The following is a 24970-nucleotide window of genomic DNA, read 5'->3' as shown; positions in this document are numbered from 1 at the left end:
ACCGAGCAAATAAAAAAGCGATCCGAAGATCGCTTTTTTGCTAATTACTTCCAGTAGTTACTTGGAAGTAGGCATCACAAATTCTGCGCCCTTAGCAATGCTTTCAGGCCAGCGTTGCATTACGCTCTTTTGCTTGGTGTAGAAACGGACGCCTTCTTTGCCATATGCATGCATATCGCCAAAGATGGATTTTTTCCAGCCACCAAAACCATGCCACGCCATTGGGACTGGAATAGGTACGTTAATACCAACCATACCCACCTGAACGCGACGCGCAAACTCACGAGCAATATTGCCATCACTAGTGAAGCAAGCAACGCCATTGCCGAATTCGCAAGAATTCACTAGGTTGAGCGCATCTGTAAAGTTAGCAACGCGCAGGCAAGACAATACTGGTCCAAAGATTTCTTCTAAGTAGATCTTCATGTCAGGGGTGACATTGTCAAATAATGTGCCGCCAATAAAGAAGCCATTTTCATTACCAGGAACTTTGAGGCCGCGACCATCTACCAATAGTTTTGCGCCAGAAGCTACGCCACTTTCGATATAGCCAGTAATGCGCTCAAGAGCCGCCTTAGAGACGATTGGACCCATTTCGGCATCAAGCTCCATGCCATTTTTCACTTTTAAGGTCTTAGTGCGCTCGATCAGTTTTGGCATGATCTTTTCAGCAACGTCACCAACCAAGACTGCTACTGAAATCGCCATGCAGCGTTCGCCAGCTGAGCCGTAAGCGGCGCCAACCAATGCGTCAATTGCTTTATCAATGTCAGCGTCAGGCATGATGACCATGTGATTCTTAGCCCCACCTAATGCTTGAGAACGCTTGCCGAAATGAGCGCAGCGCTCATAAATGTAGTTCGCAATTGGGGTGGAACCTACAAAGCTCACAGCCTTAACATCTGGATTTTCAATCAAAGCATCCACTGCCTCTTTGTCGCCCTGAACTACGTTAAATACGCCATCAGGAAGGCCGGCTTCCTTGAGGAGCTTGGCCATAAATAGAGATGCAGTTGGGTCAGTAGGACTAGGCTTCAGAATGAATGTATTGCCGCAAGCAATTGCCATTGGGAACATCCACATTGGCACCATGACTGGGAAGTTAAATGGAGTGATGCCAGCAACAACACCTAATGGCTGACGCATTACCCAGTTATCAATGTCTGTTGAAACTTGTTCGGTGTAATCACCTTTGAGTAATTCTGGAATGCCAGTGGCAAATTCTACAATTTCGATTCCACGAGTAACTTCGCCTTGCGCATCGGTAAATACTTTGCCATGCTCTGCTGTAATGATCGCAGCCAATTCATCGCGATTAGCGTTTAAGAGCTCTAAGTATTTAAACAAGATACGGGAACGTCGTAGTGGGCTAGTTTGACTCCAGGTCTCAAAAGCTTTTTGCGCAACTGCTACAGCAGCATCTACTTCCTTGCGACTAGCAAGGGCGACGCGACGAGCTACAGACCCTTTAGTAGGGTTGTATACATCGGCAAAACGGCCATCTTTAGGGTTAACTACATTGCCGCCAACAAAGTGGCCAATATCTTCTTTTGATTCAAAGGCTTGGGGTGCGTTCATAGTCTCTTGAGGTTTGTGTTTATAGGATTATTAGTAAAAAAGGCGCTTGGCTTTATGGCCTGCACGACTTTGCTATCTCGTTTATTCTGCTTTTTAGTTATTTTATAGCTTTACGGCAATTTTCGTATATTTGCCCCTTGTTTGGGCTTTTTAAGGTATTCAATGAGTCTTTTATTCTCTAGCTACACCCTCAATTCGCCACGTGGACCCCTCGAGCTGGCTAATCGCATAGTGGTGGCTCCAATGTGCCAATACTCAGCCAGTAACGGCGAGGCAACAGACTGGCATCTAATGCATTGGGGTAATTTACTCAATAGCGGCGCAGCACTTTTCATTATTGAAGCAACCGGCGTTAGCCCGGAGGCCCGCATAACCCCGGCTTGCTTAGGGCTCTGGGATGACCGCACAGAAGCAGCGCTAAAAGATAAATTAACTCGAGCGCGCTCCTTGGCCCCCGCTGTACCAGTTTTTATCCAGCTAGCTCATGCAGGTCGTAAAGCCTCTAGTGCCACTCCTTGGAATGGTGGTCAACTGCTTGCCAAAGATCAAGGTGGCTGGGAAACGCTAGCGCCTTCAGCTATTCCTCAGTTAGACGGAGAGCGCCCACCTCATGAATTAAGCAAAGATGAGTTAAAGAAGTTGATCGCTGATTTTGTTGCATCAGCCAAGCGCGCAGATCGCATTGGTATTGATGGGATTGAACTTCATGGGGCACATGGTTATTTATTGCATCAATTTTTATCGCCGATTGCCAATCAACGCACCGATGAATACGGCGGCTCGTTTGAAAATCGAATCCGCTTTCCACTGGAGCTATTTGCAGCTGTAAGAGCTGCTTATCAGGGCGTTCTTGGCATCCGAATTTCCGCTAGCGATTGGATTGAAGGAGGGTGGACGCCCGAAGAAACTGCAGATTTTGCGCAGAGACTGAAGCCATTAGGCTGTGATTTTGTTCATATCTCTTCAGGCGGTATCTCTCCAAAGCAGAAAATTGCAATTGGCCCAAACTATCAGGTGCCGTTTGCAAAGATTGTTAAAGACCAATCTGGTTTGCCAACCATGACAGTTGGTTTAATTACAGAGCCTCAGCAAGCTGAAGATATTTTGCAAGCGGGCGATGCAGATTTAATTGCATTAGCAAGGGCGTTTTTATACAAGCCACGTTGGGCTTGGGAGGCTGCTGCGGCTTTGGATGGAACGGTTACAGCAAATGAGCGTTATTGGCGCTGCTTGCCGCGTGAAGCACAAGCAGTATTTGGTAGTGTAAAAATTGGGCAAAGATAAGTTTCAATAATAAAAATCTGGAGACACTGATGAAAAAAAATAGAGTTATAGGAAATGTATTAGCGGTATTAAGCTTCGGCTTGGCGGGATTGGCATCTGCTCAATCATTTCCGGATAGACCGATTACTTTGGTTGTGCCTAATCCACCAGGCGGATTGGTTGACACCTCAGCGCGTTTGTTAAGCGAGCCATTGACAAGAGTGATTGGCCAAACCGTAGTAGTCGATAACAAGCCAGGCGCCAGCGGAAATATTACGTATCAATATGTCGCCAATGCAAAGCCTGATGGATACACTTTATTAATTTCTTATTCTGGATACCACGTAGGCAACCCTGCATTATTTGACAAGCTAGCTTGGGATCCAATTAAGGATTTTTCTCCTGTAGCTTTGTTAACTGTCTCAACCAATGTGATTGCAGTGCACCCATCTGTGCCGGTCAATAACCTGAAGGAGTTCATTGCTTACGCAAAGGCAAATCCAGGTAAATTAAATTACGCATCACAAGGTAATGGCTCGGTTTCTCATATTGGTACCGAGATCTTCAAGCAAACAACTGGTGTAGAAATGGTGCACGTTCCTTACAAGGGGTCGGGGCCTGCAATTCAAGATGTATTGGCAGGGCAGGTTCAAGTATTTATTAGTACACCGCCTTCTTTGATGCAGCATGTACAAAGCGGTAAATTAAAAGGCTTGGCTGTTACTGGAAAAAATCGTCATCCCGGCATGCCTAATGTGCCAACCACTGCAGAAGCAGGCCTTCCTTCGTTTCAGCTAGAGTCTTGGGTTGCCTTATATGCACCAGCAGGTACACCCGCACCTGTAATTACAAAACTGACGAACTCAGTAAAACAAAGTTTGGCTTTACCAGAAGTAAAAGAGCGTTCGGATGCGGCTGGAGTAGAGTTGCGTTATCTCAATCCAGCGCAAACTGATGCTTTAGTGAAGAAAGAAATTCCTTTCTGGGGTAAAGCAATTAAAGCAGCAAACATTACGCTTGACTGATGCTTGCTCTATGCCTGATCTCTTAATGTGGGATCAGGCAGGGCATGTACGAAAGCTCTTGCTGCGCTTAAAAGAAAATGGTCTTTTCCTGGTCCAGCTATCAGCTGCACGCCAACGGGTAAGCCGTTAGGCCCACTAGCTACATTGATGTTGATACATGGCAATCCCAAGAGGGTCCATTCTCGACAGAAGACAGGATCACCAGTCCCTTTCTTTAAATCAGGCGCTTCACCAGTGGTGCTGGGAGCTATCAATAGATCAACCTCATCATTGAATAGTGCGTAGATGGATGATTTTGCGTTGCCTGCAAACAGTAAATCTTTTGCATACTGCTCATAACTAATTGCAGCACCGTCAGTGAGTTGTTTGCTCAAGATCAAGCTTAATTTTTTTGGATAGTGGGTTCGCTCAAATAGAAAGCTTCGAGACATTTCAGAGAGCATGATGCGAGTTTGTACTTGCGTGATGCCATCACAGGATTTAGGCAGTTTTAAGTCCACAACAGTGGATTTAGCAATGCGCTCCGCCGCATGCCGTGCTACCGCCATTGCAGTTGCAGTTTCCTGATGGGCAAGAGACCAGTTTGAAGTCTTGCAAATGGCAATGCGGGGCTTGTTATGTAGCGCCTCAATCTTTGCAAGACGATGATCACCGCTCATGGCTGCCACACCCAACCCTACATCCTCTACAGTCCTGCCAAAGCATCCCAAAGTATCCAATGAGACCGATAGGCTCTTCACGCCCGCGATACTGACTTTACCTAAGCTCGGTTTAAAGCCTACTACGCCACAATAGGATGCTGGACGAATCATTGAGCCAGCTGTTTGACTACCAGTCGCTAGTGGCACCATGAAGTCGGCAACCGCTGCAGCAGAGCCGCTTGAGGATCCTCCGGGCGTATGCCCTGAATTATGCGGATTTGTTGTTGGACCACTTTTAAATGATGCCAACTCTGTAGTAACTGTTTTGCCGAGAATGATGCCTCCTGCCTGTCGTATTAATGCAATTGAGACGGCATCGGTTACTGGATAGTGATTGGCGTAGATGGGCGAGCCGTAAGAGGTCGGCAAATCATAGGTGTCATATAGATCTTTCACACCGATAGGTAGGCCATGCAAAATACCTTTAAAGACCCCCTTATCCAGCTCTTTGGCACGCGTTAAGGCATTTTCCTTGCCAAGGCTCGTCCAAGCCTTTACATGATTCTCCCGTTGTCCTATGCGATCGAGACAGGAGAGCAGTAAATCAGTGGCCTTTATCTCCCTTTTTGAGAGGGCTTTAATGGCTTGGGAGGCGCTGAGGCTTTCTAGATCTTTCATTGGTTCATTCTACTTATGGTGGCGTATGATCGCAATTTAAGCTTTTTGTCCCAGAAATTCGATAGAAGATAAGTTAGATGAAGCAACATACAGTACGTGAAGCATGGCTTGAGGATGCCGTAAGGCATTTGGAGCCAGTATTTTCAAAGGCGGGTTACGCAATCCCTCCGGTAAGGGTTTCTTGCGGCTTTCCAGCCTCCAGCAGCCCCAGAACAACGCTCGGTCAATGTTGGCCTCGTGAGCGATCTGGTGGTGGTGTTAATGAGATTTTTATCTCCCCTAAATTAGATGAGCCGGTACAACTTTTGGATACCTTGGTGCATGAGCTTTGCCATGCCGTAGATGACTGTTTTAGTGGCCATGGTGAGGATTTCAAGGGTATTGCTCAGACGGTCGGTTTAGAAGGCCCAGCCCGCATGGCGCATGCCACAGAAGAGCTAACTGTAAAGCTAATGATGATTAGCCAGGAGCTGGGTCCATACCCACATCAAGCCATCGTCTTTCCGCCTCCTAGGCCGAGCAATGCTAGTCGCAGCAAAGCTAAATGCAGTCAATGCGGCTATGAGGTTACCTTACTTAAAAAATGGGTTAGTTATGGCGCACCAATTTGCCCAAAAGATAATATTCGCATGCTAGAAGCGGTTCCAGAGACAATTGAAAATACCACTGATTACGATACAGATTCCGTAGAAAAAGGTAGTAAGAAAGCACCGGATGAGATCCGCCGCGCAATTAGCTAGAAATTTGTAAAATTCACATTCACCAAAAATAAAAAGAGACAAGCAACCCATGAACGCAAAGAAAATTTTTAAGAATCCAAAGATTGCCGTTATTCCTGGAGATGGAATTGGTAAAGAAGTTATGCCCGAGGGCGTCCGCGCACTTGAGGCTGCCAATCGTAAATTTAATCTCGGAATGCAGTTTGATCACTTTGACTTTGCAAGTTGTGATTACTATCTTAAGCACGGCAAAATGATGCCTGATGATTGGTTTGATACTTTAATGAAGTACGACGCAATCTTCTTTGGCGCAGTTGGAATGCCGGACATTCTTCCTGACCACGTTTCTTTGTGGGGCAGCTTGATTCAGTTCCGCCGCGGCTTTGATCAATATGTCAATTTACGTCCAGTGCGCTTGCTGCCGGGTGTTCCTTGCCCATTAGCTAATCGCAAGCCTGGTGATATTGATTTCTTTGTCGTACGTGAGAATACTGAAGGCGAATACTCTAGTGTTGGTGGAAAAATGTTCCCAGATACGGACCGTGAGATTGTTATTCAGGAATCCGTTTTCACAAGACAGGGCGTGGACCGTATTTTGCAATATGCATTTGATCTGGCACAAAGTCGCCCTAAGAAGCACCTCACTTCAGCTACGAAGTCAAACGGTATTGCTATCACGATGCCATACTGGGATGAGCGCGTAGAAGCAATGTCGAAGAAGTTTGCTGATGTTAGAGCAGACAAGTATCACATTGATATTCTGGCGGCACACTTTGTTATGAATCCAGATCGTTTTGATGTGGTTGTTGCATCTAATTTATTTGGCGACATTCTTTCTGACTTAGGTCCTGCTTGTACCGGTACGATTGCCGTAGCGCCATCGGGAAGTATTAATCCAGAAGGCAAGTTCCCATCATTGTTTGAACCTGTACATGGTTCTGCGCCTGACATCTTTGGCAAAATGATTGCTAATCCGATTGGTCAAATTTGGAGCGGGGCGATGATGCTCGATCACCTTGGCTATCCAGAGGCTGGCAAAGCTATATTTACGGCTATTGAAAAGGTATTGGCCTCTGGCCCTGGAAATGCACCTTTGACGCCTGATCTAGGCGGAACAGCTAAGACTGATGATTTAGGCAAGGCGATTGCAGCAGCAATCTAATTGGATACTCAACTTGCGGTACTTAAAGGACTCCAAACGGAGTCCTTTTTACTTGCCTTGGCAATTTCAGCAAGGATCTTTTCATGACTGAGTAAATCATCCTCTGATGCAGATAGAACTTTTAAATTAGTCGGCAGGGCTTTGGTGTGACCGGAGGAGTCTGCGCCTACCGTGTAATCAATGAGATCAATGGACAGATCCTCTTGACCTCTAGTCATTGCTACATAGACTTCAGCCAAAAGCTGGGCATCCAGTAAAGCGCCGTGCAGAGTGCGATGCTTATTGCTAATAGAAAAGCGCTCGCATAGGGCATCTAGTGAATTTCTTTTGCCTGGAAACATTTGACGTGCATCGAGCAAGGTATCGGTAACTTTTGATGCTAGATTACGGAACGGTGGACGTTTTAAGAGGGCGAACTCGTTATCTAAAAATCCCAAGTCGAAGGCTGCGTTATGAATCACGATTTCAGCGCCATCTACAAACTCAATAAGCTGCTCAACAATATTTGCAAAAATTGGTTTATCAGATAAAAACTCTCTTGAGAGACCGTGTACCGCAAAGGCTCCCGCATCAATATCACGCTCTGGATTGATGTAGTAATGAAAGGTTCTATCTGTTAAGCGACGACCAACCATTTCAACACAACCAATTTCAATGATGCGGTCACCCGTAGCAGGATTTAAGCCTGTAGTTTCGGTATCGAGAATAACTTGACGCATTAGGTCCCCTCTAGAACGGCAGGCGGAATATCCATTGGACCATTGCCTGCATATTTATCCAGGTAAAGATAAATTACCGGCGTAATGATGAGTGTTACAAATTGAGAGAATATCAATCCGCCGGCAACACTAATACCCAAGGGTTGGCGTAACTCTGCTCCAGCACCAAGGCCGAGTGCAATTGGAAGCGCACCCATCAAAGCGGCAATGGTGGTCATCATGATGGGCCTAAAGCGCAAGATGCAAGCCTCTCTAATTGCTTTCTCTGGGCTCATGCCTTGATTGCGTTGCGCATCTAAGGCAAAGTCAATCATCAAGATCGCATTCTTCTTAACAATGCCAATCAGAAGTAGGATGCCAATTGAAGCAACGATGGTGAGCTCAAAACCAAAAATACGCAGGGCTAAGATTGCTCCAATAGCAGCAGAAGGTAGTCCAGCCAAAATGGTGAGTGGATGTATGTAGCTCTCGTATAAAACGCCAAGCAGAATATAAATTACACCTAAAGCTGCCAGTAACAAGATTACTTGGCCCGATTGATTGTCTTTAAATACAGCGGCATCGCCGCCATAACTTGTAATGATAGAGGGTGGTAAGTCAACCTCTTTTACAAACCGATCTATCGCTTTGGTTGCATCACCCAAAAAGACATCTGGGGCCAAGTTAAAGGAAATCGTTACAGCAGGAATTTGACCTTGATGATTTACAGCAGTTGGTCCAACCGTTCTCACAAAGCTAGCTAAGCTAGATAGGGGTATGAGTTTGTCAGTAGCTCTGCCTCGGACATAAACTTTATTTAAGTCTGTTTCAAACTGCCTATCATCCTCTGCCGTTTCGAGAATGACGTAGTAGGTGTTAACTGGCGTGTAAATGGTGGACACTTGGCGCTCGCCAAATGAAGAGTAGAGGGCTGTTCGTATATCGGAAATAGATACACCAGCGCTTGCAGCTTTTTCTCGATCAATATCAATTTTGACGTTAAGGCCCTTGAGTTGCGAATCGCTTGTCACATCTCTAAAGATCGGATCGGTACGCATCTTTTGCAATAACTTGTCAGCCCATTCATTTACACCCTCAAAGCCAACACTTTGCAAGGTGAACTGATAACGGCTCTTACTGCTTCGTCCGCCTAGTTGTAAATTCTGCACAGGGCTCATGTAAACCTGGATGCCAGGAATTTCTCTGAACTTCGTTCGAAGACCTTCCATTACCTTGCTCATTTTTTGACGCTCGCCTTTTGGCTTCAAAATAATGAAGAACCGACCGGTATTGCGCCCTGAGCTTTGTCCGCCGCCCAAAATAGAGATCGATGTCGCAACGTTAGGGTCGCTATCAACGATTTTGGCTGCTTGATCTTGCAAGGCAATCATCGTTTTAAACGAAGTGTCCTCTGAGGCTTCAACCGTAACTCGCAATTGACCAATATCTTCTTCGGGGAAGAAACCTTTAGGGCTATAAACAAAGAGGGCAACTGTAATGACGCAGCTAGCAATTGCTCCCCACAGCACCTTTTTGCGATTGACTAAGGCTAAGTCTAAAAAGTGAACGTATCCCTTTAAAGTCCAATCGAAGAGGCGATCAAATTTCTTGGTAATTCCATATTCTTTTGGTTTGTGGTCAGGCTTTGGTAAATAACGACTGCAAAGCATTGGTACTACTGTCAGTGAAACAACGGCAGAAACCAAAATGGAGAGGGTAACGACAACCGCAAATTCTCTGAAGAGTAGGCCAATCGGTCCCGCCATAAAGAAGAGCGGAATGAAGACTGCCACCAGGGACAGGGAAATGGAAATAATAGTAAAGCCGACTTCTTTACTTCCCTTAAGTGCAGCCTTAAGCGGATCCATGCCTTGCTCAACGTAACGCATGATGTTCTCTAAAACAACAATCGCATCGTCAACAACCAGGCCAACAGCTAGCGTGATACCTAAAAGGGAGATGTTATCAAGGCTGTAGCCCAAGAAGTAGAAAACAAAAAAGGCGCCAATTAAGGAAATAGGCAGGCTAATTGATGGAATAATTGTTGCTGATACATGCTTAAGGAACAGGAATATCACCAGAATCACTAATGCAATAGTGAAAAGGAGGGTGATATTAACGTCATGAATAGACTCAATAATCGAGAGTGAGCGATCGTTGATGAGTGTCAGCTGAATCGAGTCAGGCATCTGCGCTTGAAGCGAGGGCAATAAGCGTTTAATCGAATCAACCACTTCAACCGTATTGGCATTTGGTTGTCTGTTAATACCAATCGCAATCGATCTTTCGCCTTTTGCTGAGGCAAAAGTTTTTACATCTTCGTAGCTTTCTTGTACATCTGCCACATCCTTAAGATAGATTGGATATCCATTTCGCTGCGCAATGATGAGGTTGCCAAACTCTTCTGCCTTAACTAATTGAGGATTTGCATAGATGGTAATGAGTTGTCGTGGGCCGTCTAGAGTGCCAACAGGACTATTCGTATTGGCTTTATTGATTGCAGCAGCCACTTCATCCATCGTAATGTTGCGGTTGCCTAATGCATCTGGTCTTACGCTGACACGAACTGCATAGCGCTTTGCGCCGTAAACAGAAACCTGAGATACGCCTGAAATAGTCGATAAATTCGGTGCCATTAGATTCTCGGCATAGGCATTCATCTCCGAGAGGCTAATAGATGGGGAGCTCATACGGACAATTAATACTGGCGTATCTGCAGGATTAATTTTTCGATAAGAGGGCGGTACCGTCATTTCAATAGGCAAGCGTCTTTGTGCGCGCAAGAGAGCTGCTTGCACATCTACTGCTGCCTTATCAATATCGCGATCATTATTGAATTCAAGGGTGATGCTAGTAGAGCCAAGTGAATTGGTTGAGCTAATGACCTTGATGCCATCGATTGTTGAGAATTCTTTCTCAAGCGGCAACGCAACTGCGGATGCCATATTTTCTGGCGCTGCTCCTGGCAGACTTGCAGTGACCGAAATAATTGGTGTATTAAAACTCGGTAGGGCGGCTACTGGAATTTTGAAATACGCTACGCTTCCAGCAATGACGGTTGCAATAGATAGCAACACCGTCATGACGGGGCGTCTAATACATAACTCAGAAAGCGTCATTTTTGCTCTGTAGCAGAATTATTGTTTGCAGGAGCATCAGGAGCTGGGCCTTTGCCAGCCTTAGCCTCGCGTACTTTGCTGCCAGTTCGTAAATTCTGCTTGCCTTCAACAACAATGCGGTCACCAGCTTGTATACCTGTAACTACTGAGGTGCCCTGGTATTCATATGTAACCTTTACTGGCTTCGCGGTTACTTTGTCATCCTTATCTACAACATATACCAGGCGACCTGTTGGGCTAATCACAATAGCTTGTGTTGGAACTGCAATTGCGTCTTTTAATGTGTTGGCATTTAATGAGACGCGGGCAAATTGACCAGGCAAGATCTCCATTTTCTCATTAGAAATTTGCGCCTTGACTCTCACTGCGGCAATTGCTGGGTCCACTTGGTTGTCAATCACTAATACCTGGCCTTCGTAGGTAGTCTTGCCAGAATTCCCAACGGTAACTTTAACTTTTAAGGGTTCATCAGCCTTTTTGTTTTCCAAAATTATTGGGATATCTTTTTCTGGAATAACAAATTGAACGTTAATAGGGTTCAATTGAGTAATGGTGACCATTGATCCGGTAGTAGTGGTGGCGGAAGCTGTAGTTGAGCTAATGACTGCATTGCTTGCCTGTACAAAAGAGCCTGGAAACACGTTAATAATCCCAGCGCGACCATTAATAGGGGAGCGTATTGAGTCGAAGGAAAGTTGCACTTCTGCAGAACGAGCTGCTGCTTGAGCTGATTTTGCATTTGCAAGAGAGGTTTCTAGACCTGCTTTGGATATGAAATTTTTGGCTACCAATTCCTTTGCTCGCAAATACTGCTTCTCAGCATCATCAGCCAAAGCCTTTAGTCTTTGATAATTGGCCTTATCGTTGCGATCATCAAGACTGAAAAGCAGCTGACCCTCAGTAACGTCCTGCCCGTCTTTGATGTGAATTTTAGTAACAGTATTGGTCACCATAGGGCGAATATCAACAATACTATTGGATACAATCGTGCCGGTTGCCTCGATGATCAGTGGTACATCCTTTTTTTCAACCACAATGCTAGTAATCGTTTGAGGGCCGCCAGCTTTCTTACCAGCTGGGAAAAAATAATCGTATGTTTTTGATCCCGCATACAGCAGCATCAAAACGATCAAAATGCGCCACTTAAAACGTTTGACGAACGCCTTGATAGAGGCGTAATTAATGTCTTTAAGCCTATCAACCTGAGGCAAATATTTGTTCCAAAGCGTGCATAAACGAGACTTGCCTGCATCCTTCAGTTGCACGAGCTTGCCTAACAACTTATCAAGGGAGGATTCAATTTTTGACACAGACTCGTTTTTCTTGGTTTTCTAGGGTTTATATGCTGTTTCTGGGCTATTTAAAGCAGGACCATTCTCTCATAAGATGCCTTAAAAGGTGGTCGCCGAAGGGCGTTGGCCTAGGGTAGAAATTCTTCGACGCCTTTATTGGCCAATTGGTCTGCCAGCTCATTCCCAGGGTGGCCGTTATGACCTCTTACCCAGTGCCAGGAGATGTCATGGCTTGGGAGCAGGGAGTCTAACTCCTGCCAAAGATCCGCATTTTTGACGGGATCCCTACCGGCTGTTTTCCAACCGCGCCTTTTCCATCCCTCCAGCCATTCCGTAACACCCTTTTGGACATATTGGGAGTCAGTCCAAAGCTCGACCGTACTGCGTTGCTTTAAAGCCTTTAGGGCAAAAATAACCGCACAAATTTCCATGCGGTTATTAGTTGTTAGTTTTTCACCGCCATGGATATGTTTTTCGTGCCCGCCTGAACGCAAAACAGCGCCCCAACCACCAGGTCCGGGGTTTCCTTTGCAGGCTCCATCGGTATAAATCACGATATGGGGGTGTTTGGTATGCGGCATAGCAATAATTTACTGGTTATTGTTGCTCTTGAGACGTTTTTGCAGATTACTTCGTTCCGCAGCGGGGCTTAGTTGCTTAATTGCCGGAATTCGGACTAGAGAAGCTGGGCCGATGAGGCACATTCCTTGCTGGCGCTTGATAGCCGAAACCAGGAAAACTGCCCCAAATATTGGCCACCAACGATTCCCCATCTTTTCAAGGAAATTCATCTTACCCATAACAGCCTCCCCCTGTAGGGGAAATTTGTAGCATCCAAAGTGGCCGCGATCGAGAGAGAAATTGAGAAGCTCAAGCCAATCTTTAATGCGAATGAGGCTGATGAATTGACCATCCCTTGGAAGATAAGGTGTGCCAATCAATCTACTGAGATATTGTCGAGCACCCCACAGGCTAGCTGGATTAAAGCCGGAGATGATTAGGCGACCTTCTGGTCGTAGCACTCGATCCACTTCTCGAAGTATCTGATGGGGATCGGATGCAAATTCCAAAACATGTGGGAGAACTATTAAATCCAGGCTCTCGCTAGCAAAAGGGAGTTCAGTAGGGCTAGCTTCTATTAAATGCCAGTTAAATCGAGCAGCATCAGAGAGATTATCGTTTGAGTGAATCAGAAGTGCCTGCAAGGGCATCCGATTCTCGCTAAGCGTGTTCATTTGTGGCAAGCCAATTTGGACAGCATGAAACCCAAAGACATCGGCAACGATTTGATCAAAGCATTGCTGCTCCCAATTGAGCACATAGCGACCTGGAGGGGATTGGAGCCACTTTTCCCAAGAGCTCCATGGGGGTGCAGGCATCTGAGAGGGGATGGGAGGGGTTGGTATCATGAGTACATGGATAAGAATACTTTATTGCAAGTCTGGCCCATACCGGCCTTTGATGATAACTACATTTGGTGCATTCACGATGGTAGCAATGCATTGGTTGTCGATCCGGGGGATGCTGAGCCGACCCTTGAATTTCTAAAGGCAAATAAATTAGCTCTCAAGGGAATCTTAATTACGCATCACCACGCTGACCATACGGGTGGAATTTTGTCCTTACTGGAAAAGTTAGGATCCAATATTCCTGTCTACGGGCCAGTGGGAGATAACATTCCCGGTCGAACTGTGGTTGCAATGCAAGACGACAAAATTGAAATTGCTTCTCCACGAATTAGCTTGAAAATATTTGAAGTGCCCGGCCATACCCTGAGCCATATTGCTTATTTTGCCAATATGCAGGCTAACGTTGTAGAGCCTATGTTGTTCTGTGGGGATACTTTATTTGCCTCTGGTTGCGGAAGATTGTTTGAGGGCACACCTACTCAGATGAGTGAATCTTTAAGTAAGTTTGCTGCGTTGCCAAAAAATACTTTGGTTTACTGTACGCACGAATACACCTTATCTAATATTCGCTTTGCATTGGCTGTTGAACCTAATAACCATAATTTAGTTGCATGGGCAGAGCAGGCGAAATCTTTACGAGAGCAGGGGGTGCCTACGCTTCCCACTACGATCGGTCAAGAGCTGCAAGTTAACCCTTTTATGCGCTGTGATCAGCCTGAAGTGATTGCAATGGCAAAAGAGGTTTCAGGGCAGGTGGAGCTGCCAAGCCCCGCTCACGTCCTAGCAGTTATTCGTGCTTGGAAAGATCGCTTCTGATGCGCATGCTTTATGCAGCATTGATTGTTGCTTTCTTGAGTGGTTGTGCCGGCACCGGAGATTGGTCATCTGATACCCCAACAAAGGCCAATCCAAAATCGTCTAAAGCTACTCGCGTAAACCTAAAAAACCAATCGGTAAGCAAGATATACGCACCTTCGGATAACTTATGGATACGCATCCGTGATGGCTTCCAAATGGAGCCCATGAATACGCCATTAGAAATTGAGCAAGTCCGTTGGCTCGCTGCTAGACCTGATTATGTCAATCGTTCAATGACGCGCTCTTCGCGCTATTTGTTTTACATTGTTCAAGAAGTCAATGCACGAAATATGCCAACTGAGATTGCGTTGCTCCCATTTGTAGAGAGCGCATTTGTTACGCACGCTAAGTCAAGCGCAAAAGCGGTGGGCTTATGGCAATTTATGCCAGCCACTGGTAAAGATTTTCGCTTAACGCAAAACGTATTTAGGGATGAGCGACGAGATGTAGTTCAATCAACTGATGCAGCATTAGATTACTTGCAGCGCTTGCATAACCAATTTGGTAGCTGGGAGCTGGCATTAGCCGCATATAACTGGGGCGCAGGGAATATTGCAAAAGCACAAAAGCGTAATGCTGTAGCCGGATTACCAACAGATTATGAGAGTCTGACTTTACCTCGCGAGACCCGAAATTATGTGCCTAAGTTAATGGCCTATCGTCAAATTGTTTTGGATCCACAAGCGTATGGCATCGTGTTGCCAGAACTTGAAAACCATCCATACTTTGTTGCAGTAGATGTAGGGAGTGATATTGACGTAGCCCTAGTAATTAAATTGGCTGAAATTCCTTCGGATGAATTTCATAGCCTCAATCCCTCATTTAACAAACCAGTCATTCTGAGTAATGCAAATCAGCAAATCCTCTTGCCATTTGCTCATGCCGAAATCTTTCAGGCCAACTTGAAGCAATACGACAAACCGCTTTCTTCATGGACGGCTGTTCAAGTCTCTAGGACTGAAAGCGTGGATCAAGCGGCGAAAACCTTGGGTGTAGATGTAGATACCCTAAGAGAAGTGAACGGCATACCGCGGGGAATGAGAATACGTTCAGGGTCTACGGTATTGATTCCTAAAACTAATCGCCGTCCTGGAGATGTATCGACCGCCATGGCAGAAAATGCCAGCTTAAGCTTAGAGAAGCCCGCACCGCCTACGCCTAAGTGCCCAAAACCAGTAAATACCGGGAAAGGTGGCAAGACAGCAAAGTGCGCCCCAGCTACAACAAGCAAAACAACAGGAAAAACCCCCTCTAAGGGTAATTCTTCTGAAAAAAATGCTGCATCTCAGCATAAATCCGCATCGACAGGGCTTGCAAAATCTGCGAAAAATGGTAATTCAGCCGCCTCCAATAGCAACAACGGCAGTAAAGGGGCGAGCAAAAGCCAGTAATTACAGTAACTTTTTAAAGAAATCAGGTTGACCATGTCCTATAAAGCACACCACGAACGCTCAATTAAAGACCCAGACGGATTTTGGGGTGAGCAAGCGCAGTTAATTCACTGGGAAAAGCCATTCGATAAGGTTCTGAACTACAACAACCCGCCATTTGCAAAATGGTTTGAGGGTGGACTTACAAATCTTTGCTACAACGCAGTAGATCGCCACCTCAAAGATCGCCCGGATCAAATCGCTCTAGTTGCCGTTTCAACAGAAACCAATCAAGAGAAAACTTACACATTTAAAGAGCTATACGAAGAAGTTAATCGTATGGCTGCAATCTATAAAGCAAATGGCATTCAAAAGGGCGATCGTGTGCTCATTTATATGCCAATGATTGCTGAAGCATGTTTTGCAATGTTGGCCTGTGCTCGTATTGGCGCAATTCACTCTGTTGTATTTGGCGGCTTCGCATCACACAGCCTTGCTTCGCGAATTGATGATGCAAAACCTAAGCTTATTGTTACTGCAGAAGCTGGTGCGCGTGGCGGCAAAGCAGTTCCATATAAGCCATTATTGGATGAGGCAATCACATTGGCTGAATACAAGCCAGAAAAAGTGTTGATTGTGAACCGTGGCTTAACTGAGTTCACGACTGTTGCTGGACGAGATTTGGACTATGCAACTGAGCGTCAAAAGCACCTCCACGATGTCGTTCCAGTTGAGTGGGTTGATGCTACACATCCTTCCTATATTTTGTATACATCTGGCACGACAGGAAAACCAAAAGGTGTGCAACGTGATACCGGTGGTTATGCTGTTGCGCTCGCTGCTTCGATGAAGCATATTTTCACTGGCAATCCAGGCGAGACAATGTTCTGCACCTCAGACATTGGCTGGGTGGTTGGTCATAGCTACATTATTTATGCGCCATTACTTTCAGGCATGGCCACAATCATGTATGAGGGCACACCTTTGCGTCCTGATGCTGGTATCTGGTGGGAGCTGGTAGATAAATATAAAGTTTCTGTCATGTTCTCTGCGCCAACAGCAGTTCGTGTGCTCAAGAAACAAGATCCTTCATTCTTGACTAAACATGATCTTTCTAAATTACGTGCATTGTTTTTGGCTGGCGAGCCTTTGGATGAGCCAACTGCAAGTTGGATTCATGGCGCTATTAATAAGCCGATTGTCGATAACTACTGGCAAACAGAGACTGGCTGGCCGATGCTGGCAATTCAACGTGGCGTAGAAGTGATGCCGCATAAATTTGGCTCACCAGGTGTGCCATCATTTGGCTACAACATGAAGTTGCTTGATGACGCTACATCTGAAGAGTTGGGTCCAGATCAAAAAGGGGTTATCGCCATCGAAGGGCCATTGCCTCCAGGCTGTATGCAAACGGTTTGGGGTGACGATAAGCGTTTTGTCAGCACCTATTGGGAAACTATTCCAGGCAAGTTAATTTATTCGACCTTCGACTGGGGTATCAAAGACAAGGATGGTTACTTCTTCATTCTTGGTCGAACAGATGACGTCATTAACGTTGCCGGACATCGTTTGGGTACTCGCGAAATTGAAGAGAGCATTTCTAGCCATCCCAATATTTCAGAGGTAGCAGTAGTAGGTATTGAGGACAAGCTTAAAGGTCAGGCTGCGATTGCTTTCGTGATCCCTAAGGACGCCTCAAATATCGCCACCTTAGAAGCGGAATGTATGAAAACTGTAGATACAACTCTAGGTGCTATTGCTCGCCCAGGTCGTGTTTACATTGTCACGGCACTGCCAAAAACGCGTTCAGGCAAGATTGTGCGCCGCGCGCTCCAGGCCGTTGCCGAGGGTCGTGATCCTGGTGATATCAGCACCATGGACGACCAGGCCGTATTGGCTCAAATTAAGACCATTATTGAGCAAAGCGCTAAGGCTTAAAAACCCTTAATCTTGGCCAAAAAGCTCCGCCAGCCATCAGGTTGGAGGGGCTTTCTCCTTTGTAAGCCCCATTTGACTGGATATTCAAGGGTTTACGAGCAGAAATGGTATGATTGCAAGGTTCGAAACTAATTAAATACCCTAGCGCTTAAAGACACTCACCTCCCGCAAAAACATCCTCGGGTTGGTCTTTTTGAGGGTTTTGAGCGTCGGATGGAGCAGGGACTGGAGATGGTTTGTCACCCTTGCTTCCTTCTTTTCCCCCAGCCGTGTTGGCCTTAGCCGACGGCACTTTATTTCCCGGATTCAGTATTGGCGCCCCAGGCGAAACTACCGGCGAAGTTGTTTTCAATACAGCGTTGACTGGATATCAGGAGATCATTACTGATCCTAGCTACTCACGGCAAATTGTTACTTTGACTTACCCCCATATTGGTAACGTCGGTGTGAACGCTCAGGATGCAGAATCCGATCAAATACATTCAGCGGGATTAGTCATTAAAGACCTCCCAAAGCGCGTATCTAACTTCCGCTCGGAAGACTCTCTTGATAGCTACCTCACTAAAGCTGGTGTTTTAGGCATTGCTGGAATCGATACTCGTAAGCTCACCAGAATTTTGCGAGACAAAGGCGCCCAATCAGGCGCAATCGTTGCCGGCAAGGTGGGCGATGATTATGAGACTTTAGGCAAACAGGCTCTTGAGCTTGCCAAGGCTTTTCCAGGTATGTCAGGGTTGGACCTTGCTAAGGTAGTTACAACTAATAAGTCTTATGAGTGGCGTGAAGCTGAATGGGATCTGCACGGTCCTAATGGCAAGCCTGCATATAGAGGCCTAGATACAAGCAAGCCAGTTAAGAAAGTTGTTGCTTATGACTTTGGTGTGAAGCGCAATATTCTTCGCATGCTTGCTGAGCGTGGCTGTCAATTGACGGTAGTGCCAGCACAAACTAGTGCAGCTGAAGTGTTGGCTATGAACCCTGATGGCGTCTTCTTTTCGAATGGCCCTGGAGATCCCGGTCCATGTGATTACGCAATTACTGCTGCAAAAGAAATCATTGAAAAAGGTGTTCCAACTTTTGGTATCTGCTTAGGCCATCAAATTATGGGTCTTGCTGCTGGTGCAAAAACGTTGAAGATGAAGTTTGGTCACCATGGCGCAAACCACCCAGTGAAAGATTTGGATACTGGTCGTGTGGCAATTACTTCTCAGAACCATGGTTTTGCAGTTGATGCCAATACATTGCCGGACAGTATTCGTGTAACCCATGTTTCTTTGTTTGATGGTTCTTTACAAGGTTTGGCTTGGAAAGATAAGCCGGCCCTGTGTTTCCAAGGACATCCTGAGGCCTCACCTGGACCTCATGACATTGCCTATTTATTTGATCGTTTTGTGGAGCTCATGAATGCTGCCAGCAAGAAGGAGGGCAAATAATGCCTAAGCGTAGCGACATTAAGAGCATTCTGATTATTGGTGCAGGGCCAATTGTGATTGGTCAGGCTTGTGAGTTTGACTATTCTGGCGCTCAAGCATGTAAAGCGCTGCGTGACGAGGGTTACAAAGTCATATTGGTAAATAGTAATCCTGCGACCATCATGACAGATCCTGAAATGGCTGATGTGACTTACATTGAGCCGATTACTTGGGAAGTGGTAGAGCGCATTATTGCCACTGAAAAACCAGATGCGATATTGCCAACGATGGGTGGTCAAACAGCACTGAACTGCGCATTAGATCTGCATCGTCATGGCGTGTTAGAAAAATACGGATGCGAGCTTATTGGTGCATCTCCTGAAGCGATTGACAAAGCGGAAGATCGTCAGAAATTTAAAGAGGCCATGACCAAGATTGGTCTAGGCTCTGCCAAGTCTGGTATTGCGCACTCGATGGACGAAGCGCACGAAGTGCAACAGCGTATACAACAGGAAACAGGCAGCTCAGGATTCCCGGTTGTTATTCGCCCGTCATTCACCATGGGTGGATCTGGTGGCGGTATTGCTTATAACCGCGAAGAATTTGAAGAGATTTGCAAACGCGGTCTCGATTTATCCCCAACTCGCGAACTTCTCATCGAGGAATCTTTGCTTGGTTGGAAAGAGTTTGAGATGGAAGTGGTGCGTGATCGCAATGACAACTGCATCATTGTTTGCTCGATTGAAAACTTAGACCCAATGGGAGTTCATACGGGTGACTCCATTACCGTTGCTCCTGCGCAAACTTTGACTGATAAAGAATATCAAATCATGCGTAACGCATCGATTGCAGTATTACGAGAAATCGGTGTTGACACTGGTGGATCAAACGTTCAGTTCTCGATCAACCCAGTTGATGGTCGCATGATTGTCATTGAGATGAATCCACGGGTTTCGCGTTCATCTGCATTGGCCTCCAAAGCAACTGGTTTCCCAATTGCAAAGATAGCAGCCAAATTAGCGGTTGGATACACATTAGATGAACTTAAAAATGATATTACTGGTGGAGCAACGCCAGCATCTTTTGAGCCATCAATCGACTATGTAGTAACAAAAATTCCACGCTTCGCGTTCGAGAAGTTCCCGCAAGCAGACTCACGCTTAACCACTCAAATGAAATCTGTTGGAGAAGTGATGGCTATTGGCCGCACCTTCCAAGAGTCATTCCAAAAAGCGTTGCGCGGCTTAGAAGTCGGTGTCGATGGTCTGGATGAAGTGTCTACAGATCTCGATGACATCATTAACGAAATTAATGAGCCGGGCCCAGACCGTATTTGGTATTTGGCCGATGCTTTCCGTATGGGCATGGGTCTTGATGAGATTTATTCAGAAACCAAAGTTGACCCTTGGTTCTTAGAGCAAATCGAAGAGCTCATTACGATTGAAGCTGAGTTAAAGCAACGCAAAATTGACAGTCTTACTGCCCCAGAGCTACGCTTTGTGAAACAGAAGGGCTTCTCTGATCGTCGTTTAGCAAAGTTACTTGGTATTGATGCTGCCTCCGTTCGTGCTGCACGTCACCGCTTAAAGGTGGTCCCTGTCTATAAACGTGTGGATACCTGCGCTGCTGAGTTCTCAACAAATACTGCGTATTTGTATTCAACCTATGAAGCTGAGCATGGTGAGTGCGAGTCCAACCCAACCAATAAAGACAAGATTATGGTTCTGGGTGGTGGCCCGAATAGAATTGGTCAAGGCATTGAGTTTGACTATTGCTGTGTACATGCGGCCTTAGCAATGCGCGATGATGGTTACGAAACCATTATGGTCAACTGCAATCCTGAAACAGTTTCAACTGATTACGATACGTCTGATCGTTTGTACTTTGAGCCATTAACTCTTGAGGATGTTCTTGAGATCGTAGCCAAGGAAAAGCCAAAGGGCGTCATCGTCCAGTACGGCGGTCAAACTCCTTTGAAGCTGGCATTGGATCTTGAGCGTAACGGCGTTCCGATTATCGGCACATCACCTGACATGATTGATGCCGCAGAAGATCGTGAACGCTTCCAAAAATTATTGCAAGACTTGGGCTTACGTCAACCACCAAATCGCACTGCGCGTACCGAAGAAGAGGCTCTCAAGTTAGCTGAAGAAATTGGTTATCCATTAGTTGTGCGTCCTTCCTATGTTTTGGGTGGTCGTGCCATGGAGATCGTTCATGATGGACGTGACCTAGAGCGCTATATGCGAGAAGCTGTCAAAGTCTCCCATGACTCTCCTGTTTTGCTAGATCGCTTCTTAAATGATGCGATCGAGTGTGATGTTGACTGTATTAGTGATGGCGAAAAAGTATTCATCGGTGGCGTTATGGAGCATATTGAACAAGCCGGCGTTCACTCTGGTGACTCAGCCTGTTCCTTGCCCCCTTATTCTTTATCCGATAAAACAGTAGAAGAAATTAAGCGTCAAACTGCAGCTATGGCCAAGGGATTGAATGTTATTGGTCTAATGAACGTTCAATTTGCTATACAAAATGTAGATGGCAATGATGTTATCTATGTTCTTGAAGTAAATCCACGCGCTTCCCGCACCGTGCCTTTCGTTTCCAAAGCCACTGGTTTACAACTGGCTAAGATAGCTGCTCGTTGTATGGTTGGTCAAACGCTTGCTCAGCAAGGCATTACTGCTGAAGTGAAACCTCCATACTTCTCTGTGAAAGAAGCGGTATTCCCATTTAATAAATTCCCTGGTATCGATCCAATCCTTGGGCCAGAAATGCGCTCAACTGGTGAGGTGATGGGTGTTGGTAAAACCTTTGGCGAGGCCTTGTTCAAGTCTCAATTGGGTGCAGGCATTAAGCTACCTAAGAGCGGAACTGTTCTTTTGACTGTAAAGGATAGCGATAAGCCAAAGGCGATTGAAGTTGCCAAGTTATTGCATCAGCTCGGTTTCCCAATGGTCGCTACAAAGGGTACTGCCGCTGCAATTGAAGCGGCTGGATTGCCTGTAAGAGTGGTAAATAAGGTCAAGGATGGACGTCCTCACATTGTTGATTTCATCAAGAATGGCGAAATTTCTTTGGTATTCACTACTGTGGATGAAACCCGCACTGCCATTGCTGACTCTAGGTCTATTCGTACCAGTGCTCAGGCTAATGGTGTGACTTACTACACAACCATTAGTGCGGCACGTGCAGTAATGGATGGTTTATTGGCATCTCAAAATGGCAAGTTAGAGTCGCTCGAGGTCTATTCATTGCAAAACTTACATCGGACGCTTATTTAATCTAAAATCAGTTTTTATGCGTAATTTTGCGCAGGATTTTAAGTTAGGTAAGTAGCATGAGCACAATTCCAATTACTAAGCGCGGCGCAGAACTTCTTAAGGAAGAACTGCACCGCTTAAAGCATGTAGAGCGTCCTGCGGTCATCATTGCTATTTCTGAAGCACGAGCTCAGGGCGATCTCTCTGAGAATGCAGAATATGATGCCGCCAAAGAAAAGCAGGGTTTTATTGAAGGTCGCATCCAAGAGCTAGAGGGCAAGCTGTCTGCAGCCCAGATTATTGATCCTTCCTCTCTTGACGTTACTGGGCGTGTCGTATTTGGCGCTACCGTTGACCTCGAGGATCTTGAAGATGGCACCAAGTTGACCTACCAAATTGTGGGTGATGACGAGGCTGATATCGCTTTAAATAAGATTTCCATTAGTTCGCCTATTGCGCGCGCGTTAATTAGCAAGGAAGAGGGCGACGTTGTTGCCGTTCAAGCTCCAGGCGGTAACCGCGAAGTTGAAATATTGGCCGTTCGCTACGTTTAATGTTTCAAACATATTCCCAGAGAATTTTTAACCTGCTTTCGGGTCTCTGGGTCGGCTGTTTATTGACCATTGGATTTCTCGTTGTCCCGACACTCTTTTCGAGTCTAGGGGATCGTCAGGTCGCTGGAATGGTCGCGGCAAACTTATTCAAGTCAACCGCATACATAAGCGTCCTAACAAGTATTGTTCTGATGGTGCTTGCCAATTACTTTGTACGCGTAGGTAAGCCTCAATATCGAATAGATCGTTGGATATTGTTAGGAATGCTGGCATGTGCGATAGCTGCTGCTTTTATCATCATTCCTTGGATGAATTCTTTGCGAGATCAAGCTTTGTATTTGGGTCTATCTGTCCGAGAGTCCACTCACGCTGTTCTTTTTAGTCGCTTGCATGGCGTTTCAAGCGCAATCTACATGCTCCAAACTTTGCTGGGCATTGTCTTCGTGTGGCGGGCAACAAAAAACGCCGACTAGCGGCGTTTTTAACGAATCAAAAGAAGTCTTAGGAGCCCAAAGATTTTTTCTTAGTGCTGCTCATACGCACTTTACGTTTCTTAATGGGCGCTGGCGCTGCAGTAGCTTTTCTGTAACCAGGCGAAGACCAGCCAATTTTGGATTCAGCTGCCTCTGATCGTAAAACTCTTTTCTTTGGCGTAGCAGACTTCACAGCAGCCGCGCGTTCAAAAGGCGACTTGTTAGACGCAGAGCGACGATCCGATCTTTCGGAAGTGCTAGTACGAACACCAGTTTTAGTTGCAGTGCGATTTGGCTGACGCTTAGTGCGAGGCGCTTGCAAAGTTTTTTTAGTTTGCTTGCTTGATCGACCTAAATTACTGAATGCTTCATCAACAGCATCTTTTGGTTTCCATAGCACCAATAATTTGCCGATATGTTGTACTGGAGCAGCATCTAATTTATCGCAGAGCTCTTCATAGATTGCAGTACGAGCCTCACGATCATCGCCAAAAACGCGAATCTTAATCAAACCATGATGATTAATGGCTAATTTTGCTTCTTTGATTACAGCGGGTGTTAAGCCATCGCCGCCGACCATCACCACAGGACTTAAATCATGTGCGTCAGCTTTGAGAGATTTGCGTTGTGCGGGGGTAAGGATGAGTGCAGTCATGGGCTCGATGATAGAGCATTCACCAGCAAAATCAGTCCAATAAAGCCAATTTATGGGTTTTTTCTAGATTCCTTTTGCTTTAGCCGGAAGAAACTAGGAAAATGGAGCGCGAAAGTGGGTAAGTTGTGGCAAAGAATAAATTTAATAAAAGTTGGTTGCAGGATCATTTAACCGATCCCTATGTGAAGATGGCTCAAAAAGAGGGCTATCGCGCTAGAGCGGTATACAAGCTCAGCGAAATTGACGAGCAAGATCATCTCATTAAAGCAGGCATGACGATTGTCGATTTGGGTAGCGCCCCAGGGAGCTGGTCTCAGTACGCCCGCAATCGTCTAACGGAGCTTGGTAAAACCAATCCAAAAATTGAGTCTGGCAAACCAGATGGCCAAATTATTGCGATTGATATTTTGCCTATGGAAGATATTGCGGATGTGAGCTTTATTCAGGGTGATTTTCGTGAGGATGAAGGGCTAGCTGCGCTTGAGGCCTTATTACCTAAAGAAGCCGAGGGAAAGGTAGATTTAGTCCTTTCGGATATGGCCCCTAATTTATCTGGTGTTGGCGTTGCCGATGCTGCCAGAATGGCCTTTTTGGCTGAAATAGCCTTAGATTTTGCTGTGGCACATCTCAAGCCTGAGGGTGCTTTATTAATCAAGTGCTTTAACGGTAGTGGCTATAGCCAGATTGTCGAATCCTTTAAAAGGGTCTTTAAAACCGTAGCCCCCCGCAAGCCTAAGGCATCAAGAGCCCGCTCTTCAGAGATATTCCTCCTTGGAAGAAACCTAAAACCACCCAAATAATGACCAAAAACCCTGAATTTGTAGGGGGTTTATTAAATAAATATGCCATTAGCTCTTGAAAAA

20 protein-coding genes are annotated in these 24970 nt (G+C 45.8%); 12 read left to right on the top strand and 8 right to left on the bottom strand.

Annotated elements, in window-relative coordinates; translation table 11 throughout:
• Window positions 1-57: 57 nt before the first annotated feature.
• Window positions 58-1578, bottom strand: coding sequence for a CoA-acylating methylmalonate-semialdehyde dehydrogenase (locus QMF28_RS05405; protein WP_068323011.1), 1521 nt, complete (start codon window positions 1576-1578; stop codon window positions 58-60).
• Window positions 1579-1740: 162 nt separating this feature from the next.
• Here QMF28_RS05405 and QMF28_RS05400 point away from each other — a divergent pair, with 162 nt between their 5' ends.
• Window positions 1741-2862 (top strand): NADH:flavin oxidoreductase/NADH oxidase, encoded by a 1122-nt coding sequence (locus QMF28_RS05400; protein ID WP_281741520.1) that lies wholly within the window; start codon window positions 1741-1743, stop codon window positions 2860-2862.
• 29 nt (window positions 2863-2891) lie between these two features.
• Entirely contained in the window at window positions 2892-3866 is a 975-nt protein-coding gene (locus QMF28_RS05395; RefSeq protein ID WP_281741518.1) for a Bug family tripartite tricarboxylate transporter substrate binding protein, read from the top strand.
• 8 nt (window positions 3867-3874) lie between these two features.
• Here the strand turns inward: QMF28_RS05395 and QMF28_RS05390 are convergent, their stop codons facing one another.
• Complete coding sequence (locus QMF28_RS05390) at window positions 3875-5185, bottom strand: amidase (RefSeq protein WP_281741516.1); 1311 nt, start codon at window positions 5183-5185, stop codon at window positions 3875-3877.
• 77 nt (window positions 5186-5262) lie between these two features.
• On the opposite strand from QMF28_RS05390, the gene QMF28_RS05385 reads away from it, so the two are divergent.
• Complete coding sequence (locus QMF28_RS05385) at window positions 5263-5925, top strand: SprT family zinc-dependent metalloprotease (protein WP_281741514.1); 663 nt, start codon at window positions 5263-5265, stop codon at window positions 5923-5925.
• A 49-nt stretch (window positions 5926-5974) separates the two neighbouring features.
• A complete protein-coding gene (locus tag QMF28_RS05380) occupies window positions 5975-7066 on the top strand; it encodes a tartrate dehydrogenase (protein WP_216861934.1) in 1092 nt (363 codons plus the stop codon).
• 8 nt (window positions 7067-7074) lie between these two features.
• On the opposite strand, the gene dnaQ is transcribed toward QMF28_RS05380, so the two are convergent.
• The 5 genes from dnaQ to QMF28_RS05355 all read right to left on the bottom strand — a co-directional run bounded on the left by dnaQ (window position 7075) and on the right by QMF28_RS05355 (window position 13554).
• Entirely contained in the window at window positions 7075-7785 is a 711-nt protein-coding gene (gene dnaQ / locus QMF28_RS05375) for a DNA polymerase III subunit epsilon (protein ID WP_281741513.1), read from the bottom strand.
• Window positions 7785-10883 (bottom strand): efflux RND transporter permease subunit, encoded by a 3099-nt coding sequence (locus tag QMF28_RS05370; RefSeq protein WP_281741512.1) that lies wholly within the window; start codon window positions 10881-10883, stop codon window positions 7785-7787. Before QMF28_RS05370 ends, dnaQ begins: the two co-directional genes overlap by 1 nt.
• Complete coding sequence (locus QMF28_RS05365) at window positions 10880-12193, bottom strand: efflux RND transporter periplasmic adaptor subunit (protein ID WP_281741511.1); 1314 nt, start codon at window positions 12191-12193, stop codon at window positions 10880-10882. The genes QMF28_RS05370 and QMF28_RS05365 overlap by 4 nt, the downstream gene beginning before the upstream one ends.
• 110 nt (window positions 12194-12303) lie before the next feature.
• The gene (gene rnhA / locus QMF28_RS05360; protein ID WP_281741509.1) at window positions 12304-12756 is read right to left on the bottom strand and encodes a ribonuclease HI; all 453 of its coding nucleotides are present in this window, start codon (window positions 12754-12756) and stop codon (window positions 12304-12306) included.
• 9 nt (window positions 12757-12765) lie between these two features.
• A complete protein-coding gene (locus tag QMF28_RS05355; RefSeq protein WP_281741508.1) occupies window positions 12766-13554 on the bottom strand; it encodes a class I SAM-dependent methyltransferase in 789 nt (262 codons plus the stop codon).
• 36 nt (window positions 13555-13590) lie between these two features.
• Here QMF28_RS05355 and gloB point away from each other — a divergent pair, with 36 nt between their 5' ends.
• From gloB to QMF28_RS05320, 7 genes are all read left to right on the top strand, one after another.
• Window positions 13591-14400, top strand: a complete 810-nt coding sequence (gene gloB / locus QMF28_RS05350) for a hydroxyacylglutathione hydrolase (RefSeq protein WP_281741506.1) — start codon at window positions 13591-13593, stop codon at window positions 14398-14400.
• Window positions 14400-15833: a transglycosylase SLT domain-containing protein gene (locus QMF28_RS05345; RefSeq protein ID WP_281741504.1), complete on the top strand. Its 1434-nt coding sequence runs from the start codon at window positions 14400-14402 to the stop codon at window positions 15831-15833. The genes gloB and QMF28_RS05345 overlap by 1 nt, the downstream gene beginning before the upstream one ends.
• A 33-nt stretch (window positions 15834-15866) precedes the next feature.
• Complete coding sequence (locus QMF28_RS05340; RefSeq protein ID WP_281741503.1) at window positions 15867-17750, top strand: propionate--CoA ligase; 1884 nt, start codon at window positions 15867-15869, stop codon at window positions 17748-17750.
• 245 nt (window positions 17751-17995) lie between these two features.
• Complete coding sequence (gene carA / locus QMF28_RS05335) at window positions 17996-19183, top strand: glutamine-hydrolyzing carbamoyl-phosphate synthase small subunit (protein WP_281741502.1); 1188 nt, start codon at window positions 17996-17998, stop codon at window positions 19181-19183.
• On the top strand, window positions 19183-22446 hold the full coding sequence (carB, locus tag QMF28_RS05330; protein ID WP_281741501.1) for a carbamoyl-phosphate synthase large subunit: 3264 nt from the start codon (window positions 19183-19185) through the stop codon (window positions 22444-22446). The genes carA and carB overlap by 1 nt, the downstream gene beginning before the upstream one ends.
• Window positions 22447-22502: 56 nt before the next feature.
• Window positions 22503-22979, top strand: coding sequence for a transcription elongation factor GreA (gene greA, locus QMF28_RS05325; protein ID WP_068322970.1), 477 nt, complete (start codon window positions 22503-22505; stop codon window positions 22977-22979).
• Window positions 22979-23452: a DUF4149 domain-containing protein gene (locus tag QMF28_RS05320; protein WP_281741500.1), complete on the top strand. Its 474-nt coding sequence runs from the start codon at window positions 22979-22981 to the stop codon at window positions 23450-23452. The genes greA and QMF28_RS05320 overlap by 1 nt, the downstream gene beginning before the upstream one ends.
• 28 nt (window positions 23453-23480) lie before the next feature.
• Here the strand turns inward: QMF28_RS05320 and QMF28_RS05315 are convergent, their stop codons facing one another.
• Entirely contained in the window at window positions 23481-24107 is a 627-nt protein-coding gene (locus QMF28_RS05315; protein WP_216214927.1) for a YhbY family RNA-binding protein, read from the bottom strand.
• Window positions 24108-24232: 125 nt separating this feature from the next.
• Between QMF28_RS05315 and QMF28_RS05310 the strand changes: the two genes are divergently transcribed.
• A complete protein-coding gene (locus QMF28_RS05310) occupies window positions 24233-24907 on the top strand; it encodes an RlmE family RNA methyltransferase (protein ID WP_281741499.1) in 675 nt (224 codons plus the stop codon).
• The last annotated feature ends 63 nt before the right edge of the window (window positions 24908-24970 follow it).

This window comes from Polynucleobacter yangtzensis, assembly GCF_027924165.1.
GTDB classification, from domain to species: Bacteria; Pseudomonadota; Gammaproteobacteria; order Burkholderiales; family Burkholderiaceae; genus Polynucleobacter; species Polynucleobacter yangtzensis.
Note: the sequence above shows the minus strand (reverse complement) of the source record. Positions and strands in the feature narration are given on the sequence as shown.